This window comes from Flavobacteriales bacterium, from assembly GCA_025210805.1.
Classification (GTDB): Bacteria; Bacteroidota; Bacteroidia; order Flavobacteriales; family CAJXXR01; genus JAOAQX01.
On sequence record JAOAQX010000028.1, the window covers coordinates 84,780 to 98,222 of the forward strand.

Annotated in this window: 17 protein-coding genes and 3 tRNA genes; 16 read left to right on the forward strand and 4 right to left on the reverse strand. The window is 35.4% G+C overall.

What is annotated here, in order from left to right; translation table 11 throughout:
* The first annotated feature begins 58 nt into the window (after positions 1–58).
* Complete coding sequence (locus N4A45_11240; GenBank protein ID MCT4665798.1) at positions 59–835, forward strand: hypothetical protein; 777 nt, start codon at positions 59–61, stop codon at positions 833–835.
* A 108-nt stretch (positions 836–943) separates the two neighbouring features.
* Here the strand turns inward: N4A45_11240 and N4A45_11245 are convergent, their stop codons facing one another.
* From N4A45_11245 to N4A45_11260, 4 genes are all read right to left on the reverse strand, one after another.
* Entirely contained in the window at positions 944–2,275 is a 1,332-nt protein-coding gene (locus tag N4A45_11245) for a T9SS type A sorting domain-containing protein (GenBank protein MCT4665799.1), read from the reverse strand.
* Between the two features lie 101 nt (positions 2,276–2,376).
* On the reverse strand, positions 2,377–2,796 hold the full coding sequence (locus tag N4A45_11250; protein ID MCT4665800.1) for a GNAT family N-acetyltransferase: 420 nt from the start codon (positions 2,794–2,796) through the stop codon (positions 2,377–2,379).
* A gap of 9 nt (positions 2,797–2,805) precedes the next feature.
* Complete coding sequence (locus tag N4A45_11255) at positions 2,806–4,005, reverse strand: aspartate aminotransferase family protein (GenBank protein MCT4665801.1); 1,200 nt, start codon at positions 4,003–4,005, stop codon at positions 2,806–2,808.
* A complete protein-coding gene (locus N4A45_11260) occupies positions 3,993–4,568 on the reverse strand; it encodes a Maf family protein (protein MCT4665802.1) in 576 nt (191 codons plus the stop codon). Before N4A45_11260 ends, N4A45_11255 begins: the two co-directional genes overlap by 13 nt.
* A gap of 222 nt (positions 4,569–4,790) precedes the next feature.
* Between N4A45_11260 and N4A45_11265 the strand changes: the two genes are divergently transcribed.
* The 15 genes from N4A45_11265 (at position 4,791) to rplL (ending at position 13,403) form a co-directional block, all read left to right on the forward strand.
* Positions 4,791–5,819: a DUF4421 domain-containing protein gene (locus N4A45_11265; GenBank protein ID MCT4665803.1), complete on the forward strand. Its 1,029-nt coding sequence runs from the start codon at positions 4,791–4,793 to the stop codon at positions 5,817–5,819.
* A 67-nt stretch (positions 5,820–5,886) separates the two neighbouring features.
* A complete protein-coding gene (locus N4A45_11270; protein ID MCT4665804.1) occupies positions 5,887–6,609 on the forward strand; it encodes a carboxypeptidase-like regulatory domain-containing protein in 723 nt (240 codons plus the stop codon).
* Between the two features lies 1 nt (position 6,610).
* Positions 6,611–7,450 (forward strand): hypothetical protein, encoded by an 840-nt coding sequence (locus N4A45_11275; GenBank protein ID MCT4665805.1) that lies wholly within the window; start codon positions 6,611–6,613, stop codon positions 7,448–7,450.
* A gap of 73 nt (positions 7,451–7,523) precedes the next feature.
* Complete coding sequence (locus N4A45_11280) at positions 7,524–8,426, forward strand: tyrosine-type recombinase/integrase (GenBank protein MCT4665806.1); 903 nt, start codon at positions 7,524–7,526, stop codon at positions 8,424–8,426.
* 6 nt (positions 8,427–8,432) lie between these two features.
* Positions 8,433–8,729 carry a ribosome-associated translation inhibitor RaiA gene (raiA, locus tag N4A45_11285; protein MCT4665807.1) on the forward strand — a complete coding sequence of 99 codons (297 nt, stop codon included), beginning with the start codon at positions 8,433–8,435 and terminating at the stop codon, positions 8,727–8,729.
* An 88-nt stretch (positions 8,730–8,817) separates the two neighbouring features.
* A tRNA-Thr gene (locus tag N4A45_11290) sits at positions 8,818–8,891 on the forward strand.
* Between the two features lie 40 nt (positions 8,892–8,931).
* Positions 8,932–9,013: transfer RNA gene (locus N4A45_11295), tRNA-Tyr, on the forward strand.
* Positions 9,014–9,093: 80 nt separating this feature from the next.
* Complete coding sequence (gene tuf / locus N4A45_11300) at positions 9,094–10,278, forward strand: elongation factor Tu (protein ID MCT4665808.1); 1,185 nt, start codon at positions 9,094–9,096, stop codon at positions 10,276–10,278.
* 82 nt (positions 10,279–10,360) lie between these two features.
* Positions 10,361–10,431 (forward strand) — tRNA-Trp (locus N4A45_11305).
* Positions 10,432–10,459: 28 nt separating this feature from the next.
* A complete protein-coding gene (gene secE / locus N4A45_11310; protein ID MCT4665809.1) occupies positions 10,460–10,645 on the forward strand; it encodes a preprotein translocase subunit SecE in 186 nt (61 codons plus the stop codon).
* Between the two features lie 27 nt (positions 10,646–10,672).
* Entirely contained in the window at positions 10,673–11,224 is a 552-nt protein-coding gene (gene nusG, locus N4A45_11315) for a transcription termination/antitermination protein NusG (protein ID MCT4665810.1), read from the forward strand.
* Positions 11,225–11,251: 27 nt separating this feature from the next.
* Complete coding sequence (gene rplK, locus N4A45_11320) at positions 11,252–11,689, forward strand: 50S ribosomal protein L11 (GenBank protein MCT4665811.1); 438 nt, start codon at positions 11,252–11,254, stop codon at positions 11,687–11,689.
* Between the two features lie 20 nt (positions 11,690–11,709).
* Positions 11,710–12,399, forward strand: a complete 690-nt coding sequence (rplA, locus tag N4A45_11325; protein ID MCT4665812.1) for a 50S ribosomal protein L1 — start codon at positions 11,710–11,712, stop codon at positions 12,397–12,399.
* A 31-nt stretch (positions 12,400–12,430) separates the two neighbouring features.
* Positions 12,431–12,961 carry a 50S ribosomal protein L10 gene (rplJ, locus tag N4A45_11330; protein MCT4665813.1) on the forward strand — a complete coding sequence of 177 codons (531 nt, stop codon included), beginning with the start codon at positions 12,431–12,433 and terminating at the stop codon, positions 12,959–12,961.
* A gap of 67 nt (positions 12,962–13,028) precedes the next feature.
* Complete coding sequence (rplL, locus tag N4A45_11335) at positions 13,029–13,403, forward strand: 50S ribosomal protein L7/L12 (GenBank protein ID MCT4665814.1); 375 nt, start codon at positions 13,029–13,031, stop codon at positions 13,401–13,403.
* Positions 13,404–13,443: the final 40 nt, after the last annotated feature.

The following is a 13,443-nucleotide window of genomic DNA, read 5'->3' on the forward strand; positions in this document are numbered from 1 at the left end:
ACTTTTTGAGTACCATAGATGGTATATCATTGTTAATGATGAAATTTTAAAACAAATTATGAAAAAGTATCTTATTCTACCCATTGTGTTTACTTTATTGCTTTCTTCGTGTAATAAAGAATTACAAGGAGAAAATGATAATGTTAAAACAGAATTTCAGCTTAAAAGTATTTCCAAATTAGCAAATATGCTAGATAAAGAAGGAAAACAAGTCTATTCAGCCTTTTTTGATTACGATCATATTTTGACCGTTATTGATCATGCAAATCACGGAAAGTCCTTACCCGCAAACCAAAATATGGTAAATGCTCTTGCAGGAAAGGCTACCGACAATTTAGAAGTTTATCTGAACGAAAAAAAATATACTTCAAATTCTGATGGAGGTCATTTTACTTATAAAAATGAGAATTTTAGAGAATATTTTGGGAAAGAAATTTCGCTAAAAATTAAAGAGAATTCAGATGAAAAAACCTATAAAATATATGTGCCAAAATCGATTAAAGTTTCTAATTTAGTGAGTGAGCAAAAACCTCAAATTTCTAAAAGTGGAAATAAAATGAGATGGTCTGTTGACGAAAAAACACCTGGAAATCATATTTTGGTGCATTTTAAATCTCATGAAAAAGCTACAATGAAAGTAAAAAGATCGATAGTTCGTCTAATACCTAATACTGGAGAGTTTATATTAGATGAATTAATAGAGTTAGGTGATGAATTGGTTAGTGTAAAATTTTATTCGGGTAATGCTATTAGCCATGAAATGCAAAACGGTGACAAATTGAATTTCAATTTCCGTTCAGTAGACTATCATTTATATTCAATAAAAACTGACTAAGACTAAATTTTAACTAAGAAAAAAAACAAACCCTTTTCCATTGTGGTGATTCTACAATGAAAAAGGGTTTGTTATGATTAAGAAAATATCTATTACACTTACTTGAATTTACTCTTTCACTAACTTAGTGTTCTTAAGTGTTCCATCCTGTAGAGTAGAATGAATAAAATAGATGCCTTTAGGCAAGCGTTGAATATCAATTTCATTTTTAGAAGAAATCAAAAGGATACGCCCAGCTTCATCACTAATGGTAGATTCTTTTAGTTGATCTTGTTCAATATTTAAGAGGATGCGGTCTTTGGCAGGATTTGGGCTTACCCAAAAAGTATGAGCGTCAAGTTCTGTTAATCCGATATGAGAATCAAAAGATTTAATACTTCCATTTTTTTGACTAAAGACCAATTTTGTTGCTCCTCCTCCAGATACAAGTGCCGCACCTTCAAGTCCGTTTATTCCATCGCAAATAAGTTCCTTGTTATAGTTGTTTGTTCCATCCAAGAAATAGATTGCATCATCTGTAAGGGTTAGAATACCGGCTTTTCCTTTGTAGGTTACTTTATCAAAAACACTGGTAAGTTTAGTAAGTCCTGTAGTAATGGTCTGAGGATAATAGAAGGTTCCAGATCCCGAAGTATTTATTTTATAATATTGAAGTTTTCCGCTTCCTGTGATCTCCAAAAGATTGAGTTTAGAGTCTCCATTGGCATCTACTAATTCTGTTCTGGCAAAATTACTTACGGCTGAGGCAATTGTTTTTTCGGCACCAAAAGTTTTATTTCCGAGGTTTTCGAACCACAAATCAGAATAACCTGAAATAGCCACATCAGGGTATCCATTACCAGAAATATCTCCAACAGCTAAATCATTAAGGAGATTATAAGTGCCTTGGGTGACAAGTGCGCTAGATAAATTTGTTCCTGTGTTAAAAACGGCAAGAGCACGGTAAGCAAAAGAAGACATCAATTTGCTTTCAGACCCAATAACGAAACCATCGTATCCATCTTTATCAAAATCGGCGATGGCAATAGAAGTAAATTTCTGAGAAGTAGGTGCATTTAGCAGTTCTTTGAATTCTATTGAGGTTTGAGATCCTGTTCCAGTATAAAACATATAGTATAAGAGGGATGAAGTCCCGAAAAGAATTTCTTCTTTTCCATCATTGTTGAAGTCTATTTTTTCTATGATCTCAATTTTTGCTCCCCCAACAAGCCTTTCTGCGTTTGAAAAACCTGATGGACTATTTTTCATCCAACTAAGGTGAAATCCTAAAGAATCTAGAAGTACAATGTCTTCGTATCCATCACCGTTGAAATCAGCGGAGATAATATGTTTGTTATTGTCGAGGTTGTTTTGTAATGTACTGGTATTACAGTTTTGAGATTTTCCTTCTTGAATAGGAAATAATAAAAACACGAAAAGTGATAAAATAATTTGTTTCATAACAAAAGAAAGTTTAAAAATAATCTCAAAGTTAAGATTTATTTAATACCAAAAGTGTTTATGATGTAATTTTAACTTTTGTGTTTAATGGTTTACGGCAGCTAGAGTTTCTTTAAAAAATGAAACCCAAAAATCTCATAACCTTCTCTATAATAGAACTTATGTGAGCGACGGTTTTGAGTATAAGTATTCAGTTCTAGGTTTTGGCAAGATTCAGATATAGACCATTGTTCTAGTGCTTTTAAAAACTTTTTTCCAACCCCTTTTCCTTGCATAGAATCATCAACCACAAAATTGTCTATTTCGGCTTGTTTTCCAGAGTACAGTCTTAGGCTAATCCACACACTGCTTACGGCAACCAATTTATTATCTTCCTTCCATCCAAAGCAATGATAGTTTTCCATGGGAAACATCTGTTGAAAATATTCTTGGAGCGTTTGGTCGTCGATTTTATTTCCCAGTTGCTTTACTAGTGGGATAATTTCAAGAATATCATTTTGAGTAAGTTTGATGAAGTTCATGGTTTTATTTTAATCGTTAATCTTCTCCAATAACTCCAAGAAAGTCTCACAGAAATAAGTGATTTCTTCTTTGGAAATAATCAAAGGAGGGCTGAGTCTAAGTGCGTTTTTATTAAATAAAAAGAAAAAAGTAATAATCTGTTTTTCCAGCAAGGCGTCAAACATTTTTTGAACCAAAGCTTCATTTTTCAATTCTATTCCCAGTGCCAGTCCTTTTCCGTGTATTGCTTTTATTTTAGGATGAACCAAAAGTTTTCTAAACAACGCTTCTTTTTCGAGAATGGAATCCATCATTTTTTCATCCAAAATACTATTCCATGTAGCTAGGGAAGCTGCACAACAAACCGCATTTCCGCCAAAAGTGTTAATGTGTCCAAGACTGGGTTGATCACTGAGTTGAATCATATTTTCATAAGAACTAATAAAAGCCCCAATAGGCATTCCGCCCCCCATTCCTTTGGCAATACAAAGTACATCAGGGATAATTCCATAAGTTTCGAAACCGAACATCGTACCGAGTCTTCCAAAACAAGTCTGGATTTCATCAAAAATGAGTAGAGTTCCTGTTTCGTTGCATTTTTTTCTTAAAGCTTGTAGAAAATCTTGGGTAGGATTTATAAATCCCGATGCTCCTTGAATGGGTTCGATGATCACTCCTGCCGTTTTTGTAGTAATAATTTCTAAGCTATCAATATTATTATACTCTATCTGATAACACTCGGGAAGTAGTGGGCGGAATTTACTTTTCAAATGTTCTGTACCCATAATACTCAATGCCCCATTGGTGCTTCCATGATAGGAGTTTTTACAAGAAACTATTTGTGGCTTTCCTGTAACTCTTTTGGCAAGTTTTATTGCCGCTTCAATGGCTTCTACACCCGAGTTTACAAAAAAAGTAGTGTGAAGGTTTTTTGGAAGATATTCTTTAAAAGTAAGTGCTAGATTCAGTTGAGGCTCTTGAATGAATTCGCCATAAACCATGGTATGCATATACTGTTCTGCTTGGTTTTTTACGGCTTCCACCACTTTTGGATGACTATGTCCCACAGAACAGGCAGAAACACCAGCCACCATGTCCAAATATTTTTTTCCATTGTGGTGGGTTATATACATTCCTTTGGCACTTTCTACCTCAAAAAGCATCGAATAAGGCGTGGTTTGTCCTTGGTGTTTTAAGAATTGTTGTTGTGTTTTATTTATTGTCGCCATTTTTTGAGTTCTTGATTAAAACGTGCCATGGGAAATCCCATAACATTATAGTAACATCCTTCTATTTTATGGATATATTTTTTTCCAAAAGAATCTTGAATTCCATATCCGCCAGCTTTATCTTTCCAAGATAGCGTAGCAATGTATTGATCCATTCCTAAGGAATCTATTGGATAAAAATACACTTTTGTTTGCTCATAAAAACAATAAAAATTCTCATTTTGATAGATGCAAACTCCCGTTACGACTTCATGGAAAGAATCAGAATAGGCTTTGAAAAAAGCTTTTGCTTCATCCTCATTTTTTGGTTTTCCCAATATTTTTCCATCTTGAAGAACAATAGTGTCGGCAGTTACAAGAATATGACCTTTTGGTAGTTTTGAAACTAATACTTCTGCCTTTCTCTTGGCAATATCCATTACTCCCTCTATTGGTGTCAAAGTCTTATTAAAAGTCTCATCAATAGATTGGCTGAGTATTTCAACAGAAAAACCACAAGTTTCAAATAGCTCTTTCCTTCTAGGAGATTGAGATCCGAGAATGATTTTGGGAATGGATGTCATATTTTTTTTAGCAAAATAACATAGTTTTTTAGAAAGTATGATCAATCTCAAATAAATATTAAGTTCAACTTTGATGATGTTATAATCCATTCATAATTTTCAAATAGTTATTCCGTTTTAAAAAATTGTTTTAAAGTTGTAGAACCAAATGGAATTCAGAGAAACGAAATATCATACGTACTTTGAATTTTTAGATACAAACCTTTTTTCCAACAAATTTGTATGAAATTTTTGTTTTCAAAGTCACTTTCACTTTTTGTACTTTCTTTTCTGCTCCTTACGGCAAAGGCACAAGAGACAAGTTTGGAAATCAAAAAGAAAGAAAATCCACATATAGAATCTTTTAGAGATAAGCTGATTCTAAGAATGGCATTACAACAAGGTTTTGATGCACTTGAAGTGGAAACGCAAGATGAAAAATTGGAATTTAAGTCCAATGAAAATTTGCGATTACGTTTCACCGTTCAGCATGATTTTTTAGCAATTACGGTAGGTTTTGCTCCCGACTATTTACCATTTAATAACGATGATTTAGAAAAAGGAGAATCCTCAACTTTTAACTTTGGGTTGAATGTATTTGCAAATCGATTTTTTGGACGCATCCAACTGGATAATGTTACAGGTTTTTATCAGTCTAACCACAATGCTGAGAATCCAAACATAATAGAATCTTATACTATTTTTAAGGACCTTAAAAAAACACATCTTCATGCGGAGCTGGCGTATAGTTTTAATCCGAAATTTTCAAACAGATCTTATATCATGTTTAATGAACGACAGAAAAAAACTATGGGATCTTGGTTGTTGAGAGCGTATTTTATTCGTTCACGATATGAGAATGTAGTAGATGAAGATTATAAGCTTAGACTTAGAAATCAATTTTCTTTGCTCGGTAGTTATGTGCATAATCATGTTTTTAATGAAAAATTCAATCTTTTAGTAGGTTTAGGTTTTGGAGCAGGAGTTTCCAAGGTTGAAAATAGATTTGATGATCATTCTTTATCAGAGCGGCTAAGATACCCTGTATTTCAAAGTAATTTTATCGCCCAGTTTGGTTACCACTCAGAATATTTTTTTTCAGGAATTGCATTAACGGCTTTGAGTAATGCCGATATAGACCCTAAAAAAGATTATGCCTTTAATGATGTCCAGTTGGAATCTAATATTTACTTTGGATACCGATTAAAAGCACCAAAATTTATTAGTAATACCTTTAAAAAATTCGGATCCCTACTGAAGAGTAAATCCTAGTTTTAGATTGTTTTTGTGGGTTTTACATGTTTTTTTAGTAAATTAGATTGCTCATAATATATATAATATGCCTAAAAAACTCCCCATAAATAAATGCCACTTGAATCTTTCGGACATGGAAATCGACCAAGAACGAATCCATTGTGGAGGTTGTAATAAGAACCTTGTAGATTTTAGAGGAAAGTCGGTTGAGGAAACCATCGAAATTCTAAAAAAATCCCAAAACCAAGTTTGTGGAGTTTATCATAAAAAAGATATAGTGGTAAAAAGCTATGTATTTCCTAAGTTTTCATTTACTAAAAGATTTGTGGCGGCTGCTTTATTGGCTTTAGGCTTGTTTCCCACTTGGGCGGAGGCGCAGTTGGTGGAAAAAGATTCTACGGCACAGTATCAGATTACTCAAAGTTCTAATACAAAGAATGATATTGTTGTTATTACAGGGAGTGTAAAAGATAGTACAGCCGAAGTGCTTTATGGAGCCAATGTTGTCTTGTTTAAAGGTGAAGACATAATCAAAGGCACCGCTACGGATATAAATGGTTCTTTTAGGCTTGAGCTTCCCAAAAAAGAATTAGGAAAGGAAATTAGGGTAGAAGTGTCTTTTATTAGTTTTGAAACCAAAAAAATTGAACTAAAATTAAAAGCGACTAATAATATTTCTGTAGAGCTTGTCGAAGGTTTTCTAGGAGAACCCGTAATAGTAGGCTTAAAGGATTGGACAGATCAAAAAAACTTTGACAAAATGTGGAGTGGGAGAATTTTCACAAGAGAAGAATTAAACAGAGAATAATATGAAAAAACTCCCCATAAACAAATGCCATTTACATCTTTCGGACATGGAAATCGACCAAGAACGAATCCATTGTGGAGGTTGTAATAAGAACCTTGTAGATTTTAGAGGAAAGTCGGTTGAGGAAACTGTGGAGATTATTGCACAATCTGGCAATGATATATGTGGAGTTTATGACGAGCACAAAACAGAAGCAAAAGCATATATTTTCCCCAAGTTTTCATTTACCAAAAGATTTGCGGCGGCTGCTTTATTGGCTTTAGGCTTGTTTCCCACTTGGGCGGAGGCTCAGTTAAATAAACACCAGCACAACCAAGTAGAATACGTATCTGTAAAAGAAAATGATAAAGAAGTATTCAAGATTAAGGGAAAAGTCAAGAATTTGTTGAATGGTAACGTAATAAAGAGCGCAGTGGTGAAGATAATCTTCAAAAAAGAATTGATTATTAAAACTTATACAGATGCTTATGGGGAGTTTGAACTTGATTTACCCTTTACAAGAAGAGAAGAATTATTATTAGAAATAGAAGCCGAGCAAGGATTGGCTATTTTGAATTTCCCTTTGTACCTAGAAAAAAAGACTTTTGTTCTTAATGTATTTCTCGCATCCAACAAATTGGGTGAGGTGATCATATTAGAAGATGCCAGCGACTTTCCTATAACAGATATCGTAGGAAAAGTTCCTTTGCATAATTCTCGAACGAAAAAAGATATAAACAAGAACAAAAGGAGAAATCTTTCAGCTACTTGCGGAAGACCTAGTAGGGATCCCATTGACGATTATTATGACAAAATGTGGAGCGGAAGAACCTACACAAGAAAAGAGAACAATTGGTTTTAGCTCATGATACCTTATGAGGATAGGTCACCAAAAAACTCAGAAAATTCTATCAGACAAAAATATTAACATCCTATTGACAACACACAACGAGATATCGGCTTTTAAAGAGTATTTACTCATAGAAAAGAATTATAGCGAGCATACTGCCGTAGCTTATATTAAAGATATAGAGCAGTTTTTGCTTTTCCTTTCATCTGAGCTAGAGTTGGCACAAGAAAATGTATCCAATAAAGAGATGCGATATTGGATCGTGTGGATGCGGAAAAAAGAACTGGCAATACGAAGTATTAATAGAAAAATAGCTTCGGTAAAAGCTTATTTCAAATTTCTTCAACAAATAAATACAAGAATAGATAATCCCGCCAGAGGTTTAAAAGCTCTGAAAGTTCCCAAAAGACTCCCAAGTTTTTATCATAATGATGAAATAGCAAAACTATTAGAAATGGAAATCTATGGAGAAGGGTTATTGGCAAAGAGAGATTACTTAATCATACTTCTGCTGTATTCCACGGGCATTCGTAGGGCTGAGTTAATCAATCTTAAAGAAAGAGATATAGATTTTTCGAGACAACAGATAAAAATATTAGGAAAAGGAAATAAAGAAAGATATGTATATCTTACAAATGAGCTCATTAGAGCCTTGAGGCTTTATTTAGAAGAAAAAAAGGCATCAGATTTCTCCAGCTGCGAAGCATTATTTTTTACTAAAAAAGGTAAAAAGATGTACCCAAAATTTGTTTATGATCTCGTAAATGACTATCTTAGTTACGTCGCTAAAGGAAGAAAAAAGGGGCCACATGTTCTTAGACATAGTTATGCAACCGAGATGATGAACCAAGAGGTGGATCTTCAATCCATCAAAGAAAGCATGGGGCATTCCAGTATAAGCGCCACCCAAGTTTATACGCATAATTCTAAAGAGCGATTATTAAAAGAATATAAATCCTTTCACCCTCGTGGTGGAACTAAAAAATGACACAGTATGAAAATAAACGTACAACCAGACGGATTTACAGTAGATCAAAAATTAGTAGATTTTATCCAAGTAAAGCTAGATAAGCTTGAAAAGTTTTATGATAAGGTTGTTGATGCTAATGTTTACCTAAAATTAGAATCACCAAATGAAAAAGAAAATAAAGTAGTAGAAATAAAAATGAATGTGCCCGGAAATGAGTTTGTGGTAAAAAAGCAGAGCAAATCCTTTGAAGAATCGGCAGATATGTGTTCTGAAGCCCTCAGAAGAATGCTGATAAAACACAAAGATAAAATGTCAGTTTAAAAAATGTTGAAAAAAATAATTTTCAATGTTTGTTGGAAAATAAATCTTTTGTAGATTTGCAGTCCCTATTAGTAGGGACTTTTTTTGTGCCGATGTAGCTCAGCTGGCTAGAGCAGCTGATTTGTAATCAGCAGGTCGGGGGTTCGAGTCCCTTCATCGGCTCATAAAACACTAAAGCAAGCCTAAGAAATTGGGATGCAATGGTGGGATACTCAAGCGGTCAACGAGGACGGACTGTAAATCCGTTGGCTACGCCTTCGCAGGTTCGAATCCTGCTCCCACCACGATTGTTGATCTGTCAAACAATTTAGCCTGACAGACCAATTATTAGTTTAATTTTTGTATAATCATTAAGAACACAATCATGGCTAAGGAAACTTTTCAACGTAACAAACCACACTTAAACGTTGGTACGATTGGTCACGTTGACCACGGTAAGACAACACTTACTGCTGCCATTACATCAGTATTGGCTAATAAAGGTCTTGCAGAGCAAAGAGACTTTGATAAGATCGATAACGCTCCAGAAGAAAAAGAGCGTGGAATCACAATTAACACATCACACGTAGAGTACGAAACTGACAATCGTCACTATGCACACGTTGACTGTCCAGGTCACGCCGATTATGTAAAGAACATGGTAACGGGAGCTGCACAGATGGACGGAGCTATCTTGGTAGTTGCTGCAACAGATGGGCCAATGCCACAAACACGTGAGCACATCCTTCTTTGTCGTCAGGTAGGTGTACCACGTATCGTTGTTTTCTTGAACAAAGTAGATATGGTAGATGACGAAGAACTTCTTGAACTAGTTGAGATGGAAGTACGTGAACTACTTTCTTTCTACGAATTCGACGGAGACGAGTCACCAGTAATCATGGGATCTGCTCTTGGAGGATTGAATGGAGAAGACAAGTGGGTTAAAACAATCGAAGAATTGATGGATAACGTTGATGCTTGGATTGAAGAACCAGTACGTGACAACGAGAAGCCATTCTTGATGCCAGTAGAAGACGTATTCTCAATCACAGGACGTGGAACGGTAGCTACAGGACGTATCGAAACTGGAGTTGCTAACACAGGAGATGCTGTTGAATTAATCGGTATGGGAACTGAAAAATTAACTTCTACAATCACAGGAGTTGAGATGTTCCGTAAGATCCTTGATAGAGGAGAAGCTGGAGATAACGTAGGACTACTATTGAGAGGGTTGGATAAAGATCAAATCAAAAGAGGTATGGTAATCTGTGCCCCTGGATCAATTACTCCACACGACAAATTTAAAGCTGAGGTATATATCTTGAAAAAAGAAGAAGGTGGACGTCACACTCCATTCCACAAGAGATATAGACCACAATTCTACATCCGTACGACAGACGTAACAGGAGAGATCGGTCTTCCTGATGGAGTAGAAATGGTAATGCCTGGTGATAACTTGACAATTAATGTTGACTTGATTAGCCCAGTAGCACTTAACATTGGATTGCGTTTCGCTATCCGTGAAGGTGGTAGAACTGTAGGTGCAGGTCAGATCACAGAAATTTTGTAAGAAATAACTTACAAAAAATAATTTTGGGGAGCAAAAATAATTTACTATCTTTGCTCCCCGATTTTAGAAGTAAAAAACAAACACGGGTATGGTGTAATGGTAACACGTCGGTCTCCAAAACCGTTATTGAGAGTTCGAGTCTTTCTACCCGTGCAAAACGAACAATACAAAAAGATAAGTTATGTTAGAGTATATCACAGCATCTTTTAACGAATTAAAAGAAAACGTTACTTGGCCAACACAACAAGAGTTGGTGAGTAGTACCGTAGTCGTAGCGATTGCTACACTTATCTTTGCACTTGTGATATATGGAATGGATCAAGGCGTATTGTTTGTGTTAAAAACAATTCTCGGCTTTTTGAAATAATCTTATCAATTTTACTCTTTTAAAAGCATGGCTGAGATAAAAAAAAGATGGTACGTTGTACGTGCTGTTTCTGGAAAAGAAAAAAAAGTAAAGGAATATATTGAGAAAGAAATATCTCATTTAGGAATGGGAGACTATGTTTCTCAAGTATTAGTTCCTTTAGAAAAAGTATATCAAGTACGAGACGGGAAAAAGATAGTTAAAGAAAGAAACTATTACCCAGGATATGTACTAATAGAAGCTGCCCTTGTAGGAGAAGTAGCTCATATTATTAAAAGCATTACAGGAGTTATCGGCTTCTTAGGAGCTGTGAAAGGAGGAGACCCTGTGCCATTAAGACAAAACGAGGTGAATAGAATCCTTGGTAAAGTAGATGAACTATCTGCTAAAGTTGAAATGGTAGGAATCCCTTACACAATTAACGAAACTGTAAAAGTAACCGACGGACCATTTAATGGATTTGTCGGAGTCATCGAAGATATCGATGAAGAAAAGAGAAAACTCAAAGTAATGGTGAAGATTTTCGGAAGAAAAACACCATTGGAGTTGAACTTTATGCAAGTAGAAAAAGAGTCCTAACTATATTATTTTTAACAAAAAAGAATCATGGCAAAAGAAGTCAGTGGTCTTATTAAGCTTCAAATAAAAGGAGGAGCTGCAAACCCATCACCACCAGTTGGACCTGCATTAGGGGCAAACGGTGTGAATATCATGGAGTTTTGTAAGCAGTTCAACGCCAGAACACAGGATAAAGCTGGGAAAGTACTTCCAGTTGTTATTACTGTATATTCTGACAGGTCTTTCGATTTTATCGTAAAGACACCTCCAGTTGCAGTGCAAATAAAAGAAGCATGTAAGCTAAAAAGCGGTTCATCAGAACCAAACAGAAAAAAGGTTGCTAAAATGACTTGGGATCAAGTTAAAGCAATCGCAGAAGACAAAATGCAAGACTTAAACTGCTTTACCGTAAAATCAGCAATGACTATGGTAGCAGGAACAGCAAGGTCTATGGGAGTTACCGTAACAGGTGACATGCCAGCATAAACATATTATTAAACATACACATGGCACGTTTGACTAAAAAACAAAAAGAGGCTGCATCTAAATTCGATAGTACTAAATTGCATGGTTTAGGAGAAGCAGTAACAATCGTAAAAGAAATCTCTACAGAGAAGTTTGATGCTTCAGTAGATTTGGCAGTACGATTAGGAGTGGACCCTCGAAAAGCCAATCAAATGGTAAGAGGTGTCGTAACTTTACCTAACGGAACAGGTAAAGATAAAACAGTTTTAGTACTTTGTACACCAGACAAAGAGCAAGAAGCTAAAGACGCAGGGGCAGATTATGTAGGATTAGACGACTATATCACCAAAATCAAAGGAGGATGGACTGATGTAGATGTAATCATTACAATGCCTTCAGTAATGGGGAAAATTGGACCAATCGGACGTATTTTAGGACCACGTGGATTGATGCCAAACCCAAAAACTGGAACTGTTACAATGGACATTGCAAAAGCAGTAAAAGAAGTAAAAGGTGGAAAAATCAACTTTAAAGTTGATAAAACTGGAATCGTTCACACTACAGTAGGTCGTGTATCATTTGATGCACAGAAACTAGAAGAGAATGCTGCAGAAGTAATGGCTATGATCATGAAACTTAAGCCAACAACTGCTAAAGGTACTTACGTAAAAAGCGTAGCCGTATCTAGTACGATGGGAGCTGGAGTGAAAGTAGACACTAAGTCATATTAATTAAACCTCTAAATCGGATACTAAGATGGCAATGACTAAAGAACAAAAGCATCAAGAAGTTGTAGCTCTAAAACAGATTTTAGAGGACAACAAAATTATATATCTAGCAGATATAGGTGAAATGGATGCCGTACAATCAAGTAATCTTCGTAGAGCTTGTTTTGATAGCGGAATCTCAATCCAAGTAATTAAGAATACCTTACTTCGTAAAGCCATGGAGCAAATCGAAGACAAAGAATTCGAAGAATTATACGGATCACTTAAAGGAAATACATCTTTGATGGTTTGCGAAACAGCAAACTTACCAGCAAAGATGATTCAAAACTTTAACAAAAAGAACAAAACAGAAAAACCTTTGTTCAAAGGGGCTTGGATAGAGGAGTCGGTTTACATAGGAGTAGACCAGCTTTCGACTCTTGCTAGTCTTAAGTCTAAGGAGGAGCTTATTGGAGAAATCGTTACATTACTTCAATCTCCTGCTAAAAACGTTATCTCTGCACTTTCTTCAGGTGGTAGTACACTTGCAGGAATTGTTAAAACGCTTCAAGAGCGTCCAGAATAACAACCCTATAGTGTACGCACTCTAAAACAAAATAAATCATTGTTTAAACAAACTTAAAAACAGAGTCATGGCAGATTTGAAAGAATTCGCAGAACAATTAGTTAACCTTACAGTAAAAGAAGTAAACGAGTTAGCTGAAATCCTAAAAGAAGAGTACGGAATTGAGCCTGCAGCAGCAGCTGTAGCAGTAGCTGGACCAGCTGCTGGAGGTGGAGATGCCGCTGAAGAAAAAACAGAATTTGATGTTATCTTGAAAGCAGCAGGTGGATCAAAACTTAAAGTAGTTAAGCTTGTAAAAGAACTTACAGGTCTTGGACTAAAAGAAGCTAAAGGAATCGTTGATGGTGCACCAGCTCCAATCAAAGAAGGAATTCCAAAAGACGAAGCTGAAGCTTTGAAAACTCAGCTAGAAGAAGCTGGAGCAGAAGTAGAGTTGAAATAAGCCCTCACTGCCCAAAATCTCAAGGTTTAGGAGTCTCTAT

Coding starts and splice junctions, on each gene's coding strand:
- N4A45_11240 (MCT4665798.1), top strand. CDS start 59: ATGAAAAAGTATCTTATTCTACCCATTGTGTTTACTTTATTGCTTTCT.
- N4A45_11275 (MCT4665805.1), top strand. CDS start 6,611: ATGAAAAAACTCCCCATAAACAAATGCCATTTACATCTTTCGGACATG.
- N4A45_11265 (MCT4665803.1), top strand. CDS start 4,791: ATGAAATTTTTGTTTTCAAAGTCACTTTCACTTTTTGTACTTTCTTTT.
- N4A45_11260 (MCT4665802.1), bottom strand. CDS start 4,568: ATGACATCCATTCCCAAAATCATTCTCGGATCTCAATCTCCTAGAAGG.
- rplL (MCT4665814.1), top strand. CDS start 13,029: ATGGCAGATTTGAAAGAATTCGCAGAACAATTAGTTAACCTTACAGTA.
- raiA (MCT4665807.1), top strand. CDS start 8,433: ATGAAAATAAACGTACAACCAGACGGATTTACAGTAGATCAAAAATTA.
- rplK (MCT4665811.1), top strand. CDS start 11,252: ATGGCAAAAGAAGTCAGTGGTCTTATTAAGCTTCAAATAAAAGGAGGA.
- N4A45_11245 (MCT4665799.1), bottom strand. CDS start 2,275: ATGAAACAAATTATTTTATCACTTTTCGTGTTTTTATTATTTCCTATT.
- secE (MCT4665809.1), top strand. CDS start 10,460: ATGTTAGAGTATATCACAGCATCTTTTAACGAATTAAAAGAAAACGTT.
- tuf (MCT4665808.1), top strand. CDS start 9,094: ATGGCTAAGGAAACTTTTCAACGTAACAAACCACACTTAAACGTTGGT.
- nusG (MCT4665810.1), top strand. CDS start 10,673: ATGGCTGAGATAAAAAAAAGATGGTACGTTGTACGTGCTGTTTCTGGA.
- rplA (MCT4665812.1), top strand. CDS start 11,710: ATGGCACGTTTGACTAAAAAACAAAAAGAGGCTGCATCTAAATTCGAT.
- N4A45_11250 (MCT4665800.1), bottom strand. CDS start 2,796: ATGAACTTCATCAAACTTACTCAAAATGATATTCTTGAAATTATCCCA.
- N4A45_11270 (MCT4665804.1), top strand. CDS start 5,887: ATGCCTAAAAAACTCCCCATAAATAAATGCCACTTGAATCTTTCGGAC.
- rplJ (MCT4665813.1), top strand. CDS start 12,431: ATGACTAAAGAACAAAAGCATCAAGAAGTTGTAGCTCTAAAACAGATT.
- N4A45_11255 (MCT4665801.1), bottom strand. CDS start 4,005: ATGGCGACAATAAATAAAACACAACAACAATTCTTAAAACACCAAGGA.